We start from the raw sequence: 18631 nt of genomic DNA, 5'->3' as shown, positions 1-18631 counted from the left end.
GCGGCCGACGCCGCGACCCCCGCTCCGTCTGATTCAGCGGACCGTGCCGGCCCGGCGCTTGTTGTAGATGTCGAAGGCGACCGCGAGCAGCAGCACGAGGCCCTTCACCACCAGCTGACTGGATTGCGGCACGCCCATGAGCTGCATGCCGTTCGTCATGACGGCCATCACGAGACCACCCACGAGCGCACCGCCGACGCGTCCGACGCCGCCCATCGTCGACGCGCCGCCGATGAAGCACGCCGCGATCACGTCGAGCTCGAACATGTTCCCCATGCCGGGCTGGGCGCCGTTGGACCGGGACGAGAACACCGCGGCTGCGATGCCGGTCAGCAGGCCCATGTTCACGAAGATCCAGAAGTTGACGCTGCGCACGTTGACACCCGAGAGCCGCGCGGCCGAGAGGTTGCCGCCGACGGCGTAGACGTGACGGCCGAACACCGTGCGGTTCGCGATCACCTGGTACACCAGGATCAGCACGGCGACGATGATCAGCACGATCGGGAAGCCGCGGTTGTACGAGAGCGCCCAGGCGAACGCCAGCAGCACCGCGGAGATCACCACGAGCTTCAGGACGAACAGCGGCATCGACTCGACCGTCTGGCCGTAGCCCTGGCGGGTGCGGCGGCTGCGCAGAGACGACACGATGACCCCGACCACCGCGAGCGCGCCGATCGCGAGGGTGAAGATGTCGACAGTCTGCGGCACGGCCTTGAGGCCCTCACCCTGCCCGATCACGATCACGCCGAAGATCCCGTCGATGAAGCCGCTCGCGACCTCGCGGTACTCGGTCGGGAACGGCGAGAGCGAGACGTTGGCGAGCACCATCCAGGTCAGGCCCCGGAACAGCAGCATGCCGGCGAGGGTGACGATGAACGCCGGGATCCCGACGTACGCGACCCAGAACCCCTGCCACAGGCCCACCAGGATGCCGGTGACGATGGCCGCGATGACGCCGACCCACCACGGCATCCCTTCACGGATGACGAGGACCGCAGAGACCGCGGAGGCGAACGCGAGGACGGACCCGACCGACAGGTCGATGTGGCCGCCGACGATCACCAGGATCATGCCGAGCGCCATGATCAGGATGTGCGCGTTCTGCAGCACGATGTTGGTGACGTTCTCCGGGCTGAGCAGCGTTCCTCCGGTGAGGATCGTGAACAGGAGGATGATCGCGACGAAGGCGATGTAGATACCCGACGTGCGCAGGTTGTGGGTCAGCAGGTCCTTGACCTCGGTGAACACGTTGTTCATGCCGCGGCCTCCTTCGGGGCAGAGTTTTCGATCGTCATGAGGGACATGAGCGCTTCCTGCGTCGCATCGGCGACGGGAAGCTGCCCGGTGATTCGCCCGTAGGCGAGCGTGTAGATGCGGTCGGACAGGCCGAGCAGCTCCGGCAGTTCGCTGGAGATGAGGATCACTGCCTTGCCGGCCGCGGCGAGTGCGCCGATGATCTCGTAGATCTCGTACTTCGCGCCGACATCGATGCCGCGGGTCGGCTCATCGAGGATGAGGACCTCGGGGTCGGTGTACAGCCACTTGGCCAGTACGACCTTCTGCTGATTGCCGCCGGACAGGTTCCCGACGATCTGGGCGACCGTGGGGGACTTGATGTTGAGGTCGGCGCGGTACCGCTCCGCGACCTCGATCTCGCGGTTGCCGTCGATGAACACCCCCGAGGACAGCTTGCCGAGCGCGGCGGCGGAGATGTTGGTCATGATGTCGGCGATCAGGTTGAGCCCGTACTCCTTGCGGTCCTCCGAGACGTAGGCGATGCGGTTGGCGATCGCCTCCTTCACGGTGCGCGTGGAGATCTCCGCTCCGTGCAGGAAGACCTTCCCGGAGGCATCCCTGCCGTAGCTGCGCCCGAAGACGCTCATCATGAACTCGGTGCGTCCGGCGCCCATGAGCCCGGCGATGCCGACGATCTCACCTGCGCGCACGGAGATCGAGGCGTCGTCCACGACGATGCGATCCTGCTGTGTCGCGTGCAGCACGCGCCAGTTCTCGATGCGGAAGATCTCCTCGCCGATCTCGGGAGTGCGCTCGGGGAACCGGCGATCCAGTGAGCGGCCGACCATCCCGCGGATGATGCGGTCCTGCGTGGCATCCGGGCCGTGCATGTCGATCGTCTCGATCGTCTGGCCGTCGCGGATGATGGTGGTCGAATCGGCGATCTCGACGATCTCGCCGAGCTTGTGGCTGATGATGATGCAGGTGATCCCATGGTCGCGCAGGCCGCGCAGCAGCCCGAGCAGGTGCTCGGAGTCGGTGTCGTTGAGCGCAGCCGTCGGCTCGTCGAGGATGAGCAGACGGACGTCCTTCGTCAGTGCCTTCGCGATCTCGACGAGCTGCTGCTTGCCGACGCCGATCTGGCCGACCGGGGTCGTCGGGTTCTCATGCAACCCGACGCGTTCCATGAGCTCGGCCGCTCGTGCATTCGCCTCGTGCCAGTCGATCAGGCCGCCGTGGATGACCTCGTTGCCGAGGAAGATGTTCTCGGCGATCGACAGGTGCGGCACGAGCGCCAGCTCCTGGTGGATGATGACGATCCCGGTGTGCTCGGAGTCCTTGATCGCGTTGAAGCGCTGGGGCTCACCGTCGAAGAGGATCGATCCTTCGAAGGATCCGTGCGGGTAGACCCCGGACAGCACCTTTATGAGGGTGGATTTCCCGGCGCCGTTCTCGCCGCAGATCGCGTGGACCTCGCCACGGGCGACCGTGAGCGAGACGTCGTCGAGGACCTTGACGCCGGGGAAGTTCTTGGTGATGTTGCGCATCTCGAGGATCGCGTCGGACATCGCTGCTCCTGTCTATGGGGGAATGACGGCTGTCGGCGGCGCCCGGCTGCCGGGTCGGAACCCGGCAGCCGGCCGCCGCCCGACCGATCAGTCCGCGACGCCCGCGGCGATCTCTTCCTCGGTCCAGTAGCCGGAATCGACCAGGAGCGAGGTGATGTTGTCCGCGACCACGATGTCCGACTCGAGCAGGTACGACGGGACGACCTTCACGCCGTTGTCGTAGGTCTCGGTGTCGTTGGCTTCGGGGTCCTCACCCTTCGCGAAGGCATCCGCCGCCGCGACCGCCTGCGTCGCCAGCTTGCGCGTGTCCTTGAAGATGGTGGCGAACTGCACGCCGTCCGCGATCATCTTGACCGACGCGATCTCGGCATCCTGACCGGAGAGAATCGGCAGGCCATCGGCGATCGTCGAGCCGTAGCCGGCGTTCTCGAGAGCGGTGATGATGCCGCGGGAGATGCCGTCATAGGGCGAGAGCACGCCGTCGAGGGGCTTGGCGCCGCCGTCGTACGTGCTGGTGAGCAGGTCCTCCATGCGCTTCTGGGCCGTCGCCTGGTCCCAGCGCAGCGTCGAGACGGTGTCCATGTCGATCTGACCGGACGGGACGGTGATCCGGCCGTCGTCGAAGTACGGCTGCAGGGTGTCGATCGCGCCCTGGTAGAAGAACTTCGTATTGTTGTCGTCCGGGGATCCGGCGAACAGCTCGATCGCCTTGGCCTCGGTGGCGCCGGTGTCCTCATTGTTCTCGTCGAGGAAGCCGAGCCCGCGCAGCAGCGACTGCGCCTGCTGCACGCCCACGGTGTAGTTGTCGAAGGTGACGTAGAAGTCGACGTCCTCGGTGCCGTTGATCAGGCGGTCGTATGCGATGACCGGAATGCCCTTGCTGGCGGCGTTCTCGAGCTGGGTGGCGAGAGCCGTTCCGTCGATCGAGGCGACGATGAGGATGTCGGCGCCATTGGTGATCATCTGGTCGAGCTGCTGCTGCTGACGCGGGATGTCGTCGTTGGCGAACTGCAGATCGACCTCGTACCCGGCATCCTCGAGCTGCGACTTGACCGCGTCGCCGTCCGCGATCCACCGCTCGCTCGTCTCGGTCGGCATCGCGACGCCGACGGTGATGTCGCTGGCCTCGGTGCCGCTGCCGCCGCCCTCGGATTCCGGGGCGGTGCCGTTCGAGCAGGCTGCGAGGCCGAAGGCGAAGACGATGGCACCGGTGGCCGCCACCGTGCGCAGGACGTTTCTTCTCATTGCAAATCTCTCTTCCTTGAAAGGTCAGCGGGCCGTGCTGCCGGACCGCTCTGTCCGCTGCGGAGGAGCACTCGCGCTCTCCGCTCCCGAAGCATGGCATATTGACGCACCTGCATACAAATTATTTTCTTCGGTACGATGGCGAGGATCCGATCGGCGTGGAGAGGTGGCGAGATGCCCGGCACGATCCTGCGCATGTCGGGCGTGACCAAGCGCTTCCGCGGTGTCGTGGCGCTGAAGGACGTGGATTTGGACGTGCGCCGGGGCGAGGTCCTCGCCATCTGCGGCGAGAACGGTGCGGGCAAATCCACGCTCATGGAGATCCTCAGCGGCGTGCATCCGCACGGCAGCTTCGACGGGGAGATCATCTTCGAGGGGCGCGAGATGCGCTTCCGCTCGCTGGCCGAGAGCGAGGCCGAGGGCATCGTGATCGTCCACCAGGAGCTCGCGGTCGTCCCGCATCTGACGATCGCCGAGAACATCTTCCTCGGGCACGAGCTCACCAGGTTCGGACTGGTGGATGCCGCGAGCACCCATGCGCGTGCCGCCGAGCTCATGTCGAGGGTCGGACTCCACGAGAGTCCGGCGATGCGGATGGGCGAGTTGGGCATCGGCAAGCAGCAGCTCGTCGAGATCGCGAAGGCGCTCGCCAAGAACGTGAAGCTGCTGATCCTCGACGAGCCCACCGCGGCGCTCGGGCGCGACGACTCCGATCGGCTGCTGGCGCTCATCGACCGGTTCCGCGCGAACGGAATCACGTGCGTGCTGATCTCGCACAAGCTGCGCGAAGTGCTCGGCATCGCCGACCGCATCACCGTGCTCCGCGACGGGGCGACGGTGGAGACGATGCGCGTCGATGATCCAGAGACCGACGAAGGGCACATCATCAGGGCGATGGTGGGGCGACCTCTCGACGACCTGTTCCCGCCGCGCGAGCCCGCCATCGGTGACGAGATGTTCCGCGTCCGGAACTGGACGGTGCTGCACCCGAACCAGCCGGGGCGCGTGATCATCGATGACGTGAGCATGCACGTGAGATCCGGCGAGATCGTGGGAATCGCGGGCCTCATGGGGGCGGGGCGGACCGAGCTCGCGATGAGCATCTTCGGCGGATCCTACGGCGGGGCGATCACCGGCAGCGCCTTCAAGCGCGGCGAGCGGATCGAGCTGCGGACGATCCGCGAGGCGATCGGTCATGGTCTCGCCTACGTGCCGGAGGACAGGCGGGGCGACGGGCTCAATCTGCTCGCCTCGGTGCAGGAGAACATCTCGGCGGCGGCCCTCGGGCGGCTCGCCGAGCGCGGTCTCGTGGACGACGTGCGCGAGCGCAAGGTCGCCGAGGCCTATCGCTACAAGATGAACATCAAGACCGCGAGCGTGCGTTCCGCCACGGCGACGCTGTCCGGCGGGAACCAGCAGAAGACGGTGCTGTCGAAGTGGATGTTCACGAACCCGGACGTGCTCATCCTCGATGAGCCGACCCGAGGCATCGACGTCGGGGCGAAGTACGAGATCTACGGGCTCATCAACGAACTCGCAGCCCAGGGGAAGGCGATCATCGTCATCTCGTCGGAGCTTCCGGAGGTGATCGGCCTCTCGGATCGCGTCTACACGCTCGCCCACGGGCGCATCACGGCGGAGGTCGCCAGGGCGGATGCCTCGCAGGAGCTGCTCATGCGGCACATGGCGGTCGAGAAGCCATGACGCCGAGACCTGCAGCGGCGGAGCACGAGACCGAGCAGCCGCCGGCCGCCGCACGGCCGGCCGTGCGGACGACGAACGAGGACGTGCGTCAGCAGAACCTCGCCGCCGTCCTGCAGCTCGTGCACGGCGCAGGTCCCCTCTCGCGCTCGGAGATCGGCGCGCACACGGGCTTGAACCGATCGACGGTGACGGGTCTGGTGCAGGAGCTGCTCGATCTGCAGCTCGTCGGCGAGACGGCCGTGAAGCCGACCGGTCGCGCCGGGCGTCCGTCGCTCGGCGTCGCCGCGGAGGACCGGGTCGTGGCGCTCAGCATCACCGCCGACCCGCATGCGGTCTCGGTGGCGCTGGTCGGGCTCGGGGGAGCCGTGCACTCCCGGGTCCGCCACGATCTCGCGAAGCCCCCGAGCCCTCGGCGATTCGCCCAGGTCACCGCGTCCCTCGTCGCCGGCATGCGTGCGGACATCGACCGGCACTACCGACTCGTCGGCGCAGGCGTCGCGGTGCCCGGTCTCGTCGACCGCGGCGGCAGGGTGCTGCTGTCGCCGTCGCTCGGCTGGCGGCGCGAGAACATGTCGCACCGCCTCGCGGACGCGCTCGGTGTGGACGTGGCCGTCGGCAACGACGCCAGCGTGGGAGCCATGGCCGAGACCCGGTTCGGCGTCGGCCGCGGCATCGACAACGTGCTGTACCTGAGCGGGTCCATGAACGGCATCGGCGGAGGGCTCGTGCTCGACGGCGCACTGCTGCGCGGCACGTCGGGGTTCGCGGGCGAATTCGGGCACACCGTGGTGAACACCTCCGGTGCCCTGTGCTCGTGCGGACGTCGTGGATGCCTCCAGGTCGAGGTCCACCCGGCGAAGGTCCTGGCGCTCCTCGGGAGGCGAGGGCTCGACGAGGACGAACTCGACATCGAGCTCGGGCTCGTCCGGGACCCCGTGATCCTCGCCGAGGTCGCCAGGCAGGTCGACGTCCTCTCGGTCGCTCTGACGAACTTCGTCAACGCCTTCGCTCCGCAGATGGTCGTGCTCTCGGGCTATCTCGGCGTGCTGCTGGCGACGAGCCGGGAACGGCTCTCGGCCGCGGTGCGCATCCACCCGGTCGGGGCGGAGGGACGCACGGTCCGCCTCGAGCGGGCGCACATGCGATCGCATCTGATGCAGATCGCGCCGGCCGAGCTCGCCTTCGAGGCGTTGCTGAACGATCCGGTCGCTCGGGCACCGCGCACCTAGCCTCCGTGGTTCCCGCGTCGACAGGCGTTCACCCACCCGTCATCGAACCTGTGATCGGGAGCGTCCGGGAGTTCCTACCGTGGAACTCGACAGACACCGCGAAACGTCAGGAGTGATCATGGGACTGTTCAACAGGAAGACGCAGCAGGAACGCCAGGCCGAGGCCATGCAGATGGCAGACGACATCGCCCAGGGCCGAGGGGTCATGGGCACAATGGCGCAGGCGTTCATGGGGCGCGATTTCACCGAGGCCATGCGGGGCGCGACGAACTCGATGCACCAGACCGAATACGTGGCGCAGCTGCGGGCATCCGGCGCGCCGACGGAGACGGCGACCGTGCTCGCCCTGCAGGACACCGGTCAGACCATCAACGACAACCCGAACATCGTCCTCACGCTGGATCTGGGCGGACAGCAGGTCGCCATCGCGGCCCTCGTGTCCCGGCTCGAGATCCCGCGCGCGGGCGAGCAGGTGCTGGTGCTGCGCGATCCGCAGACCGGCAGCCTGCTCTATGCGGGTCTCGCGCCGCGAGCCTGACATCGCGGCAGCGAGACCCTGGGTCGGAGCGCGGGGGAGCGCTCCGACCCTTTTTGGCGACATAATGGAACGGAGATGTGACCGTGCACACGCAAGGGAGGCGATGCCATGGCGGCCTCAGGCGAGCGTGCGCGGGTTCCCAGCATCCGCGATGTCGCGCGACTGGCGGGGGTCTCTCACCAGACGGTGTCCCGAGTTCTCAATGAGCACCCCAGCATCCGACCCGAGACCAAGAAGCGCGTCCAGGATGCCATCGCGGTGCTGGACTACCGGCCGAACCTCGCGGCCCGCGCGCTGGTGACCAGCACGACGACCACTCTCGGCATCCTGTCGGCGACGATCGGCGAGTTCGGGCCGACATCGTCGATCGCCGGCATCGAGGACGCAGCCCGCGCCGAGGGGTACTCGGTCAGCACCGTCAACCTCCCGACGACCTCGCCGGAGGCGATCGGCGAGGCGATCCGCCAGCTCGGACGCGAGCAGGTCGGCGGCATCGTGGCACTCGCCCCGCAGGTGCGCGTCTTCAACGTCCTCCGGGGGATGGCGGTCGGCGTGCCGCTGGTGAGTCTGCAGACGGCATCCGGCTCGGACGGCTTCACGCATTCCGCCGACCAGGTCGCCGGCGCACGGTCCGTCACGGAACACCTGATCGCCCAGGGGCACACCGACATCCTGCATCTTGCCGGCCCGCAGGACTGGATCGAAGCGGAGTCCAGGATGCGCGGCTATCTCGACGCGCTGCGCGAGGCCGATCTGCCGACGTTCCCGCCCATCCGCGGCGACTGGAGCGCGGACTTCGGCTACTTCGCCGGCACGGAACTCGCCCGCAGGCGCGACTTCACGGCGGTGTTCGCCGCGAACGATCTGATGGCCATCGGTCTGATGCACGGTTTCCGGGATGCCGGCCTCGACGTCCCGCGCGACGTCAGCGTGGTCGGCTTCGACGACATCCCGGTCGCCGCGCACGTCTGGCCCCCGTTGACGACGGTGCATCAGGATTTCCCCGAACTCGGTCGCAGGGCGGTCGGAATCCTGCTCGCCGAGATCCGCAATGAGCAGGCTCCGCAGTTCGGTCCGGTCGAGCCGCTGCTGCGCATCCGCTCGTCCAGCGCATCTCGATAGCGCCTCGAAAACCGCGCCCCACTTGACAGCGGGGCGACGGAGGCGCAATATTGTGTTCCATGTGAACGGTCACATTGGGAGTGGCCGTCAGAGTATCGAGGAAGATCCGTGAGCAGCACAGCTACGTTGCCGGTCGTATCAGGGCCCATCCTGGAGATGCGTGACATCACCAAGGAGTTCCCTGGCGTCAAGGCACTGTCCGATGTCTCCATCACCGTGCGCGCCGGCGAGATCCATGCGATCTGCGGCGAGAACGGCGCAGGCAAGTCGACTCTGATGAAGGTCCTCTCGGGTGTCTACCCGTACGGCACCTACGACGGCGACATCCTGCTGTACGGGCAGGAGCAGCGCTTCAAGGACATCGCGGCCAGCGAGCAGGCCGGCATCGCGATCATCCACCAGGAGCTCGCCCTGATCCCCGAGCTGTCGATCACCGAGAACATCTTCCTCGGCAACGAGATCGCGCACTTCGGCACCATCGACTGGCAGAAGGCGAAGACCCGCGCCACCGAGCTGCTCGCCCGGGTCGGCCTCGATGAGAACCCCGACATCGCGATCAAGCACCTCGGTGTCGGCAAGCAGCAGCTCATCGAGATCGCCAAGGCGCTCAACAAGGACGTCAAGCTCCTCATCCTCGACGAGCCGACCGCCGCACTGAACGAGAACGACTCGCAGCACCTGCTCGGCCTGATCCTCGGGCTCAAGGCCAAGGGCATCGCGTCGATCATCATCAGCCACAAGCTCAACGAGATCGAGCAGATCGCCGATGAGATCACGATCATCCGTGACGGCCGCACGGTCGAGACGCTCGACATCACCAAGGGCGAGATCAACGAGGACCGCATCATCCGCGGGATGGTGGGCCGCTCGCTCGAGAGCCGCTACCCGGACCGCACTCCAGAGATCGGCGAGGTCCTCTTCGAGGTCAAGGACTGGTGGGTCCAGCATCCGACCGTCTCGGAGCGCATGGTGGTCAAGGGCTCGAGCCTGAACGTGCGACGCGGTGAGGTCGTCGGCATCGCCGGCCTCATGGGCGCCGGGCGCACCGAGTTCGCGATGAGCATCTTCGGACGCTCCTACGGCACGTTCCTCGGCGGCCAGCTGTTCAAGGACGGGGAGGAGATCGAGCTCCCCGATGTCTCGGCCGCCATCCGGCACGGACTCGCGTACGTCAGCGAGGACCGCAAGGTGCTGGGGCTGAACCTCCTCGACACGATCAAGCGAGCGGTCGTCTCGGCGAAGCTGTCGAAGATCTCCCGGCGGGGCGTCGTGAACGACCGCGAGGAGTACGCCGTCGCCGAGCGCTACCGCAAGGCGCTGCGCATCAAGACGCCGACGGTCGAAGAGGGCGTCGGCAAGCTCTCCGGCGGCAACCAGCAGAAGGTCGTGCTGGCGAAGTGGATGTTCACCGATCCCGACCTGCTGATCCTCGACGAGCCGACCCGCGGCATCGACGTCGGAGCGAAGTACGAGATCTACTCGATCATCAACGAGCTCGCCGCCGCAGGCAAGGGCGTCATCGTCATCTCCAGCGAGCTGCCGGAGCTGATGGGCATCTCCGACCGCATCTACACGATCTTCGAGGGACGCGTCACCGACTGCATCCCCAGCGACCAGGCAACTCCGGAGGCGCTCATGCGCAGCATGACCTCCACGAACCAGAAGGCGAACGCATGAGCACCTCGACGACCCCCGCGCAGAAGCAGGGCTTCCACTTCGGCGATATCAAGAAGATGTTCGGGGGCAGCACGTCCTCGATGCGTCAGTTCGGCATCCTCGGCAGCCTGATCGTCATCATCGCGCTGTTCGAGATCCTCACGGTGATGCGCAACCCCGCTGGTGCCACGCTGACGCCGGGCAACCTCATCAACGTCGTCAATCAGTACTCGTTCATCCTGATCCTCGCCATCGGCATGGTGATGGTCATCATCATGGGTCACATCGACCTGTCGGTCGGCTCCGTCGCCGCCTTCGTCGGCATCATCGTGGCGAAGTCGATGGCGGAGTGGAACCTCCCGTGGCCGGCCGCGATCCTGCTCGGTCTCGGAGTCGGAGCGCTCGTCGGGGCGTGGCAGGGCTTCTGGGTCGCCTATGTCGGCGTGCCGGCCTTCATCGTGACCCTGGCCGGGATGCTGTTCTTCCGCGGCGCCCAGCAGTTCATCGGCGACGCGCAGACGATCCCGGTTCCCAAGGGGTTCCAGGTCATCGGCACCGGCTACCTGCCGGAACTCGGCGGACCCTTCCAGTTCAACGTGCTCACCATGGTGCTGGCGCTGCTGGGCGTGGCCTGGCTCGTCTTCTGGGAGATCCGCACGCGACGCCTCCAGCACAAGATGGGCTCGGAGAGCGCCCCGCTGTGGGTGAGCGTCACGAAGGTCGTGCTGCTGTCGATCGTCGTGCTCGCTGCGGGCTGGATGTTCGCGACCGGCCGCCCCGGCACGAGCTTCCCCGTCCCCGGCCTCATCCTGCTGGCACTGGTCATCATCTACTCGTTCATCACCCGCAACACGATCTTCGGCCGTCACATCTACGCCGTCGGCGGCAACCGCCAGGCGGCGCGCCTGTCGGGCGTCAAGGACCGCTGGGTCGACTTCTTCGTGATGATGAACATGTCGATGATGGCGGCGCTGGCCGGCATGATCTTCGTCGCCCGTTCGCAGGCCTCCGGCCCGAACGACGGCACGGGCTGGGAGCTGGACGCCATCGCCAGTGTGTTCATCGGCGGCGCGGCCGTCGCCGGCGGCATCGGAACCGTGATCGGCTCGATCATCGGTGGTCTCGTGATGGCCTTCCTCAACAACGGACTCGCCCTCCTCGGCCAGGGCGCCGACGTCGTCGCGATGATCAAGGGCCTCGTCCTGCTGTTCGCCGTCGGCATCGACGTCTGGAACAAGCAGCAGGGCCGCCCGTCGGTGTGGGGTTTCCTGACGCGCAAGCGTCACCAGAAGGACGCCCCGAACCTCACCGACTACCCGACCTCCGCCGCGGGCACCGCGAGCGGGAAGAAGGAGACTCCGTCCGAGTGACGGCAGTCCCCGCACCACAAGAGAAACCACCAGAGAAAGAGATCGCATGAAGAGAATGGCAGTCACGGCGACAGCGTTGGTCGCCGCAGCAGCGCTCGCCCTCACCGGCTGCTCCGGCGAACGAGGCGGCGGAACCGACGAAGGTTCGAGCGCCGAGGAGACCACCGGTTTCGAAGCCGGCTCCACGATCGGCGTCGCGCTTCCGGACAAGACCAGCGAGAACTGGGTTCTCGCCGGCCAGCTGTTCAAGGACGGACTGGAGGAAGCCGGTTTCAAGGCCGACGTCCAGTACGCCCCTGCCAGCAACACGGTCGCCGAGCAGCAGAACCAGATCCAGGCGATGGTCACCGGCGGCGCCAAGGTCATCATCATCGGCGCGAAGGACGGCAAGCAGCTGGCCACGCAGGTGCAGGCGGCCAAGGATGCCGGCGCCTACGTGATCGCCTACGACCGTCTCATCGAGAACACCGAGGCCGTCGACTACTACGTCGCGTTCGACAACTTCAAGGTCGGCGAGCTCCAGGGCACCGCTCTCCTCGAGGGCCTTGCCGAGCGTGCCGGGCACGAGGCGCCGTACAACATCGAGCTGTTCTCGGGCTCGCCGGACGATGCCAACTCGAAGGTCTTCTTCGACGGCGCGATGAGCGTCCTGCAGGAGAAGATCGACGACGAGACGCTGAACGTCGTCTCGGGTCAGACCGAGATCGCCCAGACGGCGACCGAGGGCTGGCTGGCCGAGAACGCGCAGAACCGCATGGACACGCTGCTGACCGGCTCGTACAGCGGTGAGACCGTGCTCGACGGTGTTCTGTCGCCGAACGACACGCTCGCTCGCGCCATCATCACCTCGGTGCAGCAGGCAGGCAAGCCCGTTCCGGTCGTGACCGGTCAGGACTCCGAGGTCGAATCCGTCAAGTCGATCATGGAGGGCATCCAGTACTCCACGATCAACAAGGACACCACGCTGCTCGTCGAGCAGTCCATCAAGATGGTGCAGCAGCTGCAGGCGGGCGAAGACGTCGAGGTCAACGACACCGAGTCGTACGACAACGGCGAGAAGATCGTTCCGGCGTACCTGCTGGACCCGGTGATCGTCACGAAGGAGAACGCGGCCGAGGCGTATGCCAACGTCCCCAGCCTCCTCGAGATCGTCGAGTCGTACCAGTAAGCACGACGACGCACACAGCACCGAGCCGCCCGGGTCCGACCCGGGCGGCTCGGCGCGTCTAAGCTCGATCCCATGACCGAGCCGCGCCGCCCGTCTGATGCCGTTCTCACGGCCTTCGGCGCATCGGATGCCCCGCTCGAGCACCTCCCAGGCGGACGCGGTCTTGCGTGGCGTGCCGGAGCGATCGTGCTCCGCCCCTCGGAGGCGGACGGCGAGGTCCAGTGGAAGGCCGATGTCCTCGCCGGGCTGGAGCACACCGCGGCGTTCCGCGCGCCTCGGCCGATACTTGGACGCTCAGGGAACTGGAGCGTCGACCGCTGGGAGGCCTGGCAATGGCTCCCTGGGGCAGCGGATGAATCGCGCGTGAGCGACGTGCTCCGGGCGGGTGACGGCTTTCATCGCGCGCTCGCCGGACTCACGAGACCGGGCTTCCTCGACGTCGCCGACGACCCGTGGTCGTGTGCGGATCGGATGGCCTGGCAGGAGGCCGAGCTGCCGGCCGATGAAACTCTCGATCGCCTCGCATCCGCGTTCGCTGTCGTCGAGGCGCCGTCGCAGATCGTGCACGGCGATCTGCTGGGCAATATCCTCTTCGCCCCGGAGGCGCCGCCGACGATCATCGACTGGGCGCCGTACTGGCGCCCAGGAGGCTACGCATCGGCCATCGTCCTCGCCGATGCGGTGTGCTGGCACGATCTGGCGTGGAGCGAACTCGTCGCGTTCGTGCGCGGCATCCCCGAGGGCGCCCAGCTGCTGGTCCGCGCGCTGGTGTTCCGCATCGCGACCTTCGTCCTCCTCGGCCGATGGGATGACGCTCTGGCCGCGCGGCATGCGCCGATCGTGGATGCCGCGCTCGCGCTCGCCCGGCGCTGAGCTGCGGTGAGCCGGGCCGTCCCACGCGACTACCCTTGAAGGGACATGGCACATCTTCTCGGGGCCGAAGGCCTCCACCTCGAATACCCGACCAAGGTCGTCTTCGACTCCATCACGCTGGGCATCGAAGAAGGCGACCGCATCGGCATCGTCGGCCGCAACGGCGATGGGAAGTCGTCTCTGCTGGCGATGCTCGCCGGGCGCAAGGAGCCGGATGCCGGACGCGTCACGATGCGCGCCGGCACGCGGATCGGCGTCCTCGATCAGGCGGACACGCTCGATGACGCCCACACCATCGCGCAGGCGGTCGTGGGGGACACCCCGGAGCACGAATGGGCCGGAGACGCGCGGGTGCGCGATGTCATCCACGGGCTTCTGAGGGACCTGGACTGGAACGCACCGGTCGATTCCCTCAGCGGCGGACAGCGCCGCCGGGTCGCTCTGGCCGCCCTCCTCACCCAGGACTGGGACATCATCGCGCTGGACGAGCCCACCAACCACCTCGACGTCGAGGCGATCACGTGGCTTGCGGCGCACCTGAACAAGCGCTGGTCGGCGAATGCCGGCGCCTTCCTCGTCGTCACGCACGACCGCTGGTTCCTGGACGAGGTGTGCACCGAGACGTGGGAGGTCCACGACCGCATCGTCGAGCCGTTCGAGGGCGGGTACGCGGCGTACATCCTGCAGCGCGTCGAGCGCGATCGGATGGCCGCGGCATCCGAGGCGAAGCGTCAGAACCTGGCGCGCAAGGAGCTCGCCTGGCTGCGTCGCGGAGCCCCGGCCCGCACGAGCAAGCCGAAGTTCCGCATCGATGCGGCCAATCAGCTCATCGAGGACGTCCCCGAGATCCGCGACGCGGTCTCGCTGCAGTCCCTGGCCACCGCCCGGCTCGGCAAGGACGTCGTCGACCTGCTGGACGCCGGGGTGACGTACCCCGCGACAGCAGCAGCCCCAGCGCGCGAAGTGCTTCGGGACGTCGAGTGGCGCATCGCCCCGGGCGAGCGCACCGGCATCCTCGGAGTCAACGGCGCGGGCAAGTCGACGCTGCTCGGCCTCGTCGCCGGGACGATCGAGCCGACCAGTGGGCGGGTCAAGCGCGGCAAGACCGTGCAGGTGCGCACGCTCACGCAGCGCATCGACGAGCTCGCCCAGCATTGGAACGATCCGGTCCGCGTCGTGATCTCCGGCCTTCGGACCGACTACACCTTCGGGAGCGGTTCGAAGAGCCAGGACCTCACCCCGGGTCAGCTGCTGGAGCGGCTCGGGTTCTCCACCGCCCAGCTCTCCACTCCCGTCAAGGATCTGTCGGGCGGCCAGCAGCGTCGGCTGCAGCTGCTGCTCGTGCTGCTCGACCAGCCGAACGTGCTGATCCTCGACGAGCCGACCAACGACATGGACACCGACATGCTCGCGGCGATCGAGGACCTGCTGGATTCCTGGCCCGGGACGTTGCTGGTGGTCAGCCACGACCGGTACTTCCTGGAACGCGTCACCGACCAGCAGTACGCGGTGCTCGGCGGCCATCTGCGCCACCTCCCCGGGGGAGTGGACGAGTACCTGCGGCTGCGTGCACTGCAGGATGCCGAGCCGCAGAAGTCCTCGCCGTCGGCATCCGACGCACCGAACGCTCTGGACGGGGCGGCGCTGCGCACCGCCCAGAAGGAGATCTCGGCGCTCGAGCGGCGCATCCAGAAGCTGAGCGACCAGGTGGACCGAGCCAAGCACGCGCTCGCTGAGCACGACCAGTCCGACTATGCGGGCCTCGGCGAGAAGATGAAGGCGATCCAGGCGCAGCAGGACGAGATCGAAGAGCTCGAACTGCGCTGGTTCGAGCTCACCGAGCAGGTCGGCTGACACACGGAAGGCGGGGACCGGAGTGTTCCGGTCCCCGCCTTCGTGTCCGCGGTCAGGAGGCGCCGGCCGTGGCGTTCTCCAACTTCTTCATCACCTGGTTGATCGTGAAGGACGCCGACTCCTGCCGCTGCGGGAACTCGGCCAGACTCTGCAGCATCCGGGCCACGTACGCCTGCGCCGGGACGAACAGGAAGATGCGATCGATCACCCAGTCCCAGTACGTGTTCGACGTGATGTCGGCGCGCTCGAACGGGTCGGTGCGCAGGTTGAACAGCTTGGGGAACCGCAGCTCGATGTAGGGCTCCTGCCACACCGCGAGCGTGCCGGGTGCGCGCTGCTCGAGGAAGACCAGCTTCCAGTTCTCGAAACGCAGCGCGGTGAGGTCGCCGTCGTCCGAGACGTAGAAGAAGTGTCGCCTTGGGCTGTGCTCCGCTTCGCCGGTGATGTAGTCGAGCTGGTTGTGGCCGTCCAGATGCACCTTGAACTCGGTGCCGTGCAGTTCGGTTCCCTCCTTCAGCCGATCGGCGATGTCGCCGTCGCCGACGGCCGCGAGCAGGGTCACGAACCAGTCGTTGTGGCTGACGATGCCGTTGAGGGTCGTCTTCGCGGGGATGCGCCCTGGCCAGCGGACCATCGCGGGAACGCGGTACGCGCCCTCCCAGTTGGAGTTCTTCTCGTTGCGGAACGGGGTCATCCCGGCATCCGGCCAACTGTTCATGTGCGGGCCGTTGTCGGTGGAGTACATCACGATCGTGTTCTCGGCCAGCCCCAGCTCGTCGAGCAGATCGAGCAGGCTCCCCACGGTGTCGTCGTGGTCGAGCATGGTGTCGTGGTAGTTCGACTGCCAGCGCCCTGCGCGCCCCTTGCTCTCCTCCTTGGTGTGGGTGCGGAAGTGCATGTGGGTCGAGTTGAACCAGACGAAGAACGGGGTGTCCTCGTCGGCCTTCGCGCGGATGAAGTCGGCGGCGGCGTCGCGGAACTCCTCGTCCACGGTCTCCATGCGCTTCTTCGTCAGCGGGCCGGTGTCCTCGATCTTCTGGGTGCCGTCGGCGTTCGCCCAGGAGTGGATGACGCCACGAGGGCGGAACTTCTCGCTGAACCCGGGGAACTCCTCGTCGGTGGGGTAGTCGGGGTGCTCCGGCTCCTCCTCCGCGTTGAGGTGGTACAGGTTGCCGAAGAACTCGTCGAAGCCGTGCGCGGTCGGCAGGTGCTCGTCGCGGTCGCCGAGGTGGTTCTTGCCGAACTGACCGGTCGCGTAGCCGTGGTGCTTGAGCGCGTCGGCGATCGTCGGGTCCTCGGGCTGGAGACCCAGCTTCGCGCCGGGCATCCCCACCTTGGTGAGGCCGGTGCGATACGGGTTCTGCCCCGTGATGAACGCGGCGCGACCGGCCGTGCAGCTCTGCTCGCCGTAGTAGTCGGTGAACTTCACGCCCTCGTCGGCGATGCGGTCGATGTTCGGCGTGCGGTAGCCCATCAGGCCGTCCGTGTAGGTGCTGAGGTTGGAGATGCCGATGTCATCGCCCCAGATGATGAGAATGTTCGGCTTGTCAGCCATGGTGATCCCTTCCGGCTCGCGCCGACGGCGCGATATCCCTGTCCGATACTCAGTGGATCACACCGCGCACCGCAACCGCCTTCGTGTCGCCCGCGCCGGGCGATGCGGTCGGCGCGAACGCCAGCGTGCGCCGCGTGCGGAATTCGCGCTCGGCGCCGCTGAGCGGATCGACGAATCGCAGCTCCCGCGCCAGCAGCTGCAACGGGCGCGCGAAGTCGTCCGGCGTCTCCGGCAGCAGCAGCGGGTAGAACCCGTCGTTCAGGATTCCCATGCCCAGAGCCGCCAGATGCACGCGCAGCTGGTGCATCTTGCCGGTGTGCGGGCGCAGCAGCGTGTGCACGACCCGATCATCGGCCGACAGGAGCTCGATCAGCGTCTCGGAGTTCGGCTCCTTCTCGGCATCCACCCGCACGCACACGTGCCCGCGCTCCTTCACGATGTGATTGCGGTAGACGAGCGGGAAGCGCGGCAGGTCGTCCGGCCGCGCGGAGACCGCCTCGTACACCTTCTCGACCCGGCGGTTCTGCAGCAGGAGCTGATAGGCGCCGCGCGTCTCGGGGCGGGCGGAGAACATCAGCAGGCCGGCGGTCGCACGGTCGAGTCGATGGATCGGGGTGAGCTCGTCGTTGCCGAGCAGGCGGCGCAGCCGGACCAGAGCAGAGCTCTGCAGGTACTTGCCGCCCGGTGTGCTCGGCAGGAAGTGCGGTTTGTCGATCACCACGAGGTCGCGGTCCTCGTGGAGCACGTCGATCTCGAACGGGATGTCGGTCTCCACAGGCGGCTCACGGTAGTACCAGACGAACTCCTCGGCACCCAGCGGGGTGTCCCTGCGCACGGCGCTTCCGTCGCGCGCGACGATCTCGCCGTCGTCGAAGCGCGCCAGCAGCTGTTCCGCGTCCAGATGGAAGAACCGCTCGACCATGTAGTCCGCGATCGTCGGCCATTCGCCGCGCAGCGGCACGTGCAGTCTGGTCGCGCCGACGCCGTTGCGCGCCGGCAGAGGGGAGGGCATGCCCATCAGGCGTCGAAGCTCAGGCTCAGCTTGCGCAGCAGCGTCGCGAGCCGGTCCCGATCGCCACGGGAGAGCGCCTGGAGCAGGTCCGCTTCGACGTCGACGAGGCGAGTGATCGCGGCGTCCACGCGGATGCGGCCGTCGTCGGTCAGTGTGACCAGGATGCTGCGGCCATCGCCCGGGTCGGCCTCGCGTCGCACCAGCCGTCGGATGACGAGGCGATCGATGCGATTCGTCATCGTGCCGCTGGAGACGAGAGTCTGCTGCAGGAGCTGCTTCGGGCTCAGCTGGAACGGATCGCCGGCGCGGCGCAGGGCGGACAGCACGTCCCACTCCCACGGCTCCAGCTCGCTGCGGCGGAACACCTCGCGGCGCGCCCGGTCCAGCAGGCGGGTGAGCCGGTCCATGCGCGAGAGCACTTCCAGCGGCGAGAAGTCGAGATCGGGGCGCTGCGCGTTCCACGCCTCGACGATCCGATCGACCTCGTCCGTCTGGCTCATC

At 67.3% G+C, this 18631-nt stretch carries 15 protein-coding genes; 9 read left to right on the top strand and 6 right to left on the bottom strand.

The features are described 5' to 3' along the window. Positions 1-33: 33 nt before the first annotated feature. The 3 genes from mmsB (ACI7YT_RS13245) to chvE form a co-directional block, all read right to left on the bottom strand. Entirely contained in the window at positions 34-1257 is a 1224-nt protein-coding gene (mmsB, locus tag ACI7YT_RS13245) for a multiple monosaccharide ABC transporter permease (protein ID WP_406245999.1), read from the bottom strand. Next, positions 1254-2804 (bottom strand): multiple monosaccharide ABC transporter ATP-binding protein, encoded by a 1551-nt coding sequence (gene mmsA, locus ACI7YT_RS13240; RefSeq protein WP_406245998.1) that lies wholly within the window; start codon positions 2802-2804, stop codon positions 1254-1256. The genes mmsB (ACI7YT_RS13245) and mmsA (ACI7YT_RS13240) overlap by 4 nt, the downstream gene beginning before the upstream one ends. A gap of 87 nt (positions 2805-2891) precedes the next feature. Then, positions 2892-4049: a multiple monosaccharide ABC transporter substrate-binding protein gene (gene chvE, locus ACI7YT_RS13235; protein ID WP_406245997.1), complete on the bottom strand. Its 1158-nt coding sequence runs from the start codon at positions 4047-4049 to the stop codon at positions 2892-2894. 174 nt (positions 4050-4223) lie between these two features. On the opposite strand from chvE, the gene ACI7YT_RS13230 reads away from it, so the two are divergent. The 9 genes from ACI7YT_RS13230 (at position 4224) to ACI7YT_RS13190 (ending at position 15563) form a co-directional block, all read left to right on the top strand. Then, positions 4224-5753: an ATP-binding cassette domain-containing protein gene (locus ACI7YT_RS13230; protein ID WP_406245996.1), complete on the top strand. Its 1530-nt coding sequence runs from the start codon at positions 4224-4226 to the stop codon at positions 5751-5753. After that, positions 5750-6982 (top strand): ROK family protein, encoded by a 1233-nt coding sequence (locus tag ACI7YT_RS13225; RefSeq protein ID WP_406245995.1) that lies wholly within the window; start codon positions 5750-5752, stop codon positions 6980-6982. The genes ACI7YT_RS13230 and ACI7YT_RS13225 overlap by 4 nt, the downstream gene beginning before the upstream one ends. A 118-nt stretch (positions 6983-7100) precedes the next feature. Next, a complete protein-coding gene (locus tag ACI7YT_RS13220; protein WP_406245994.1) occupies positions 7101-7520 on the top strand; it encodes a hypothetical protein in 420 nt (139 codons plus the stop codon). A 108-nt stretch (positions 7521-7628) separates the two neighbouring features. Further along, positions 7629-8642, top strand: coding sequence for a LacI family DNA-binding transcriptional regulator (locus tag ACI7YT_RS13215; RefSeq protein WP_406245993.1), 1014 nt, complete (start codon positions 7629-7631; stop codon positions 8640-8642). Positions 8643-8798: 156 nt separating this feature from the next. Next, the gene (mmsA, locus tag ACI7YT_RS13210; protein ID WP_406250581.1) at positions 8799-10319 is read left to right on the top strand and encodes a multiple monosaccharide ABC transporter ATP-binding protein; all 1521 of its coding nucleotides are present in this window, start codon (positions 8799-8801) and stop codon (positions 10317-10319) included. Continuing rightward, positions 10316-11668: a multiple monosaccharide ABC transporter permease gene (mmsB, locus tag ACI7YT_RS13205; protein WP_406245992.1), complete on the top strand. Its 1353-nt coding sequence runs from the start codon at positions 10316-10318 to the stop codon at positions 11666-11668. The genes mmsA (ACI7YT_RS13210) and mmsB (ACI7YT_RS13205) overlap by 4 nt, the downstream gene beginning before the upstream one ends. Positions 11669-11714: 46 nt before the next feature. Then, a complete protein-coding gene (locus tag ACI7YT_RS13200) occupies positions 11715-12836 on the top strand; it encodes a substrate-binding domain-containing protein (protein WP_406245991.1) in 1122 nt (373 codons plus the stop codon). A gap of 72 nt (positions 12837-12908) precedes the next feature. After that, a complete protein-coding gene (locus ACI7YT_RS13195) occupies positions 12909-13709 on the top strand; it encodes a hypothetical protein (RefSeq protein ID WP_406245990.1) in 801 nt (266 codons plus the stop codon). A 45-nt stretch (positions 13710-13754) separates the two neighbouring features. Then, positions 13755-15563 (top strand): ABC-F family ATP-binding cassette domain-containing protein, encoded by a 1809-nt coding sequence (locus ACI7YT_RS13190; RefSeq protein WP_406245989.1) that lies wholly within the window; start codon positions 13755-13757, stop codon positions 15561-15563. 52 nt (positions 15564-15615) lie between these two features. On the opposite strand, the gene ACI7YT_RS13185 is transcribed toward ACI7YT_RS13190, so the two are convergent. The 3 genes from ACI7YT_RS13185 to ACI7YT_RS13175 are packed head-to-tail and all read right to left on the bottom strand — an operon-like array spanning position 15616 to position 18630. Next, entirely contained in the window at positions 15616-17118 is a 1503-nt protein-coding gene (locus ACI7YT_RS13185; protein ID WP_406245988.1) for an arylsulfatase, read from the bottom strand. Between the two features lie 49 nt (positions 17119-17167). After that, positions 17168-18130, bottom strand: coding sequence for a pseudouridine synthase (locus ACI7YT_RS13180; protein ID WP_406245987.1), 963 nt, complete (start codon positions 18128-18130; stop codon positions 17168-17170). A 5-nt stretch (positions 18131-18135) separates the two neighbouring features. Continuing rightward, positions 18136-18630 (bottom strand): MarR family winged helix-turn-helix transcriptional regulator, encoded by a 495-nt coding sequence (locus ACI7YT_RS13175; RefSeq protein WP_406245986.1) that lies wholly within the window; start codon positions 18628-18630, stop codon positions 18136-18138. Position 18631: the final 1 nt, after the last annotated feature.

It is taken from the genome of Microbacterium sp. M, from assembly GCF_045181065.1.
Lineage (GTDB): Bacteria > Actinomycetota > Actinomycetes > Actinomycetales > Microbacteriaceae > Microbacterium.
This window is presented reverse-complemented; position numbering and strand designations above follow the sequence as displayed.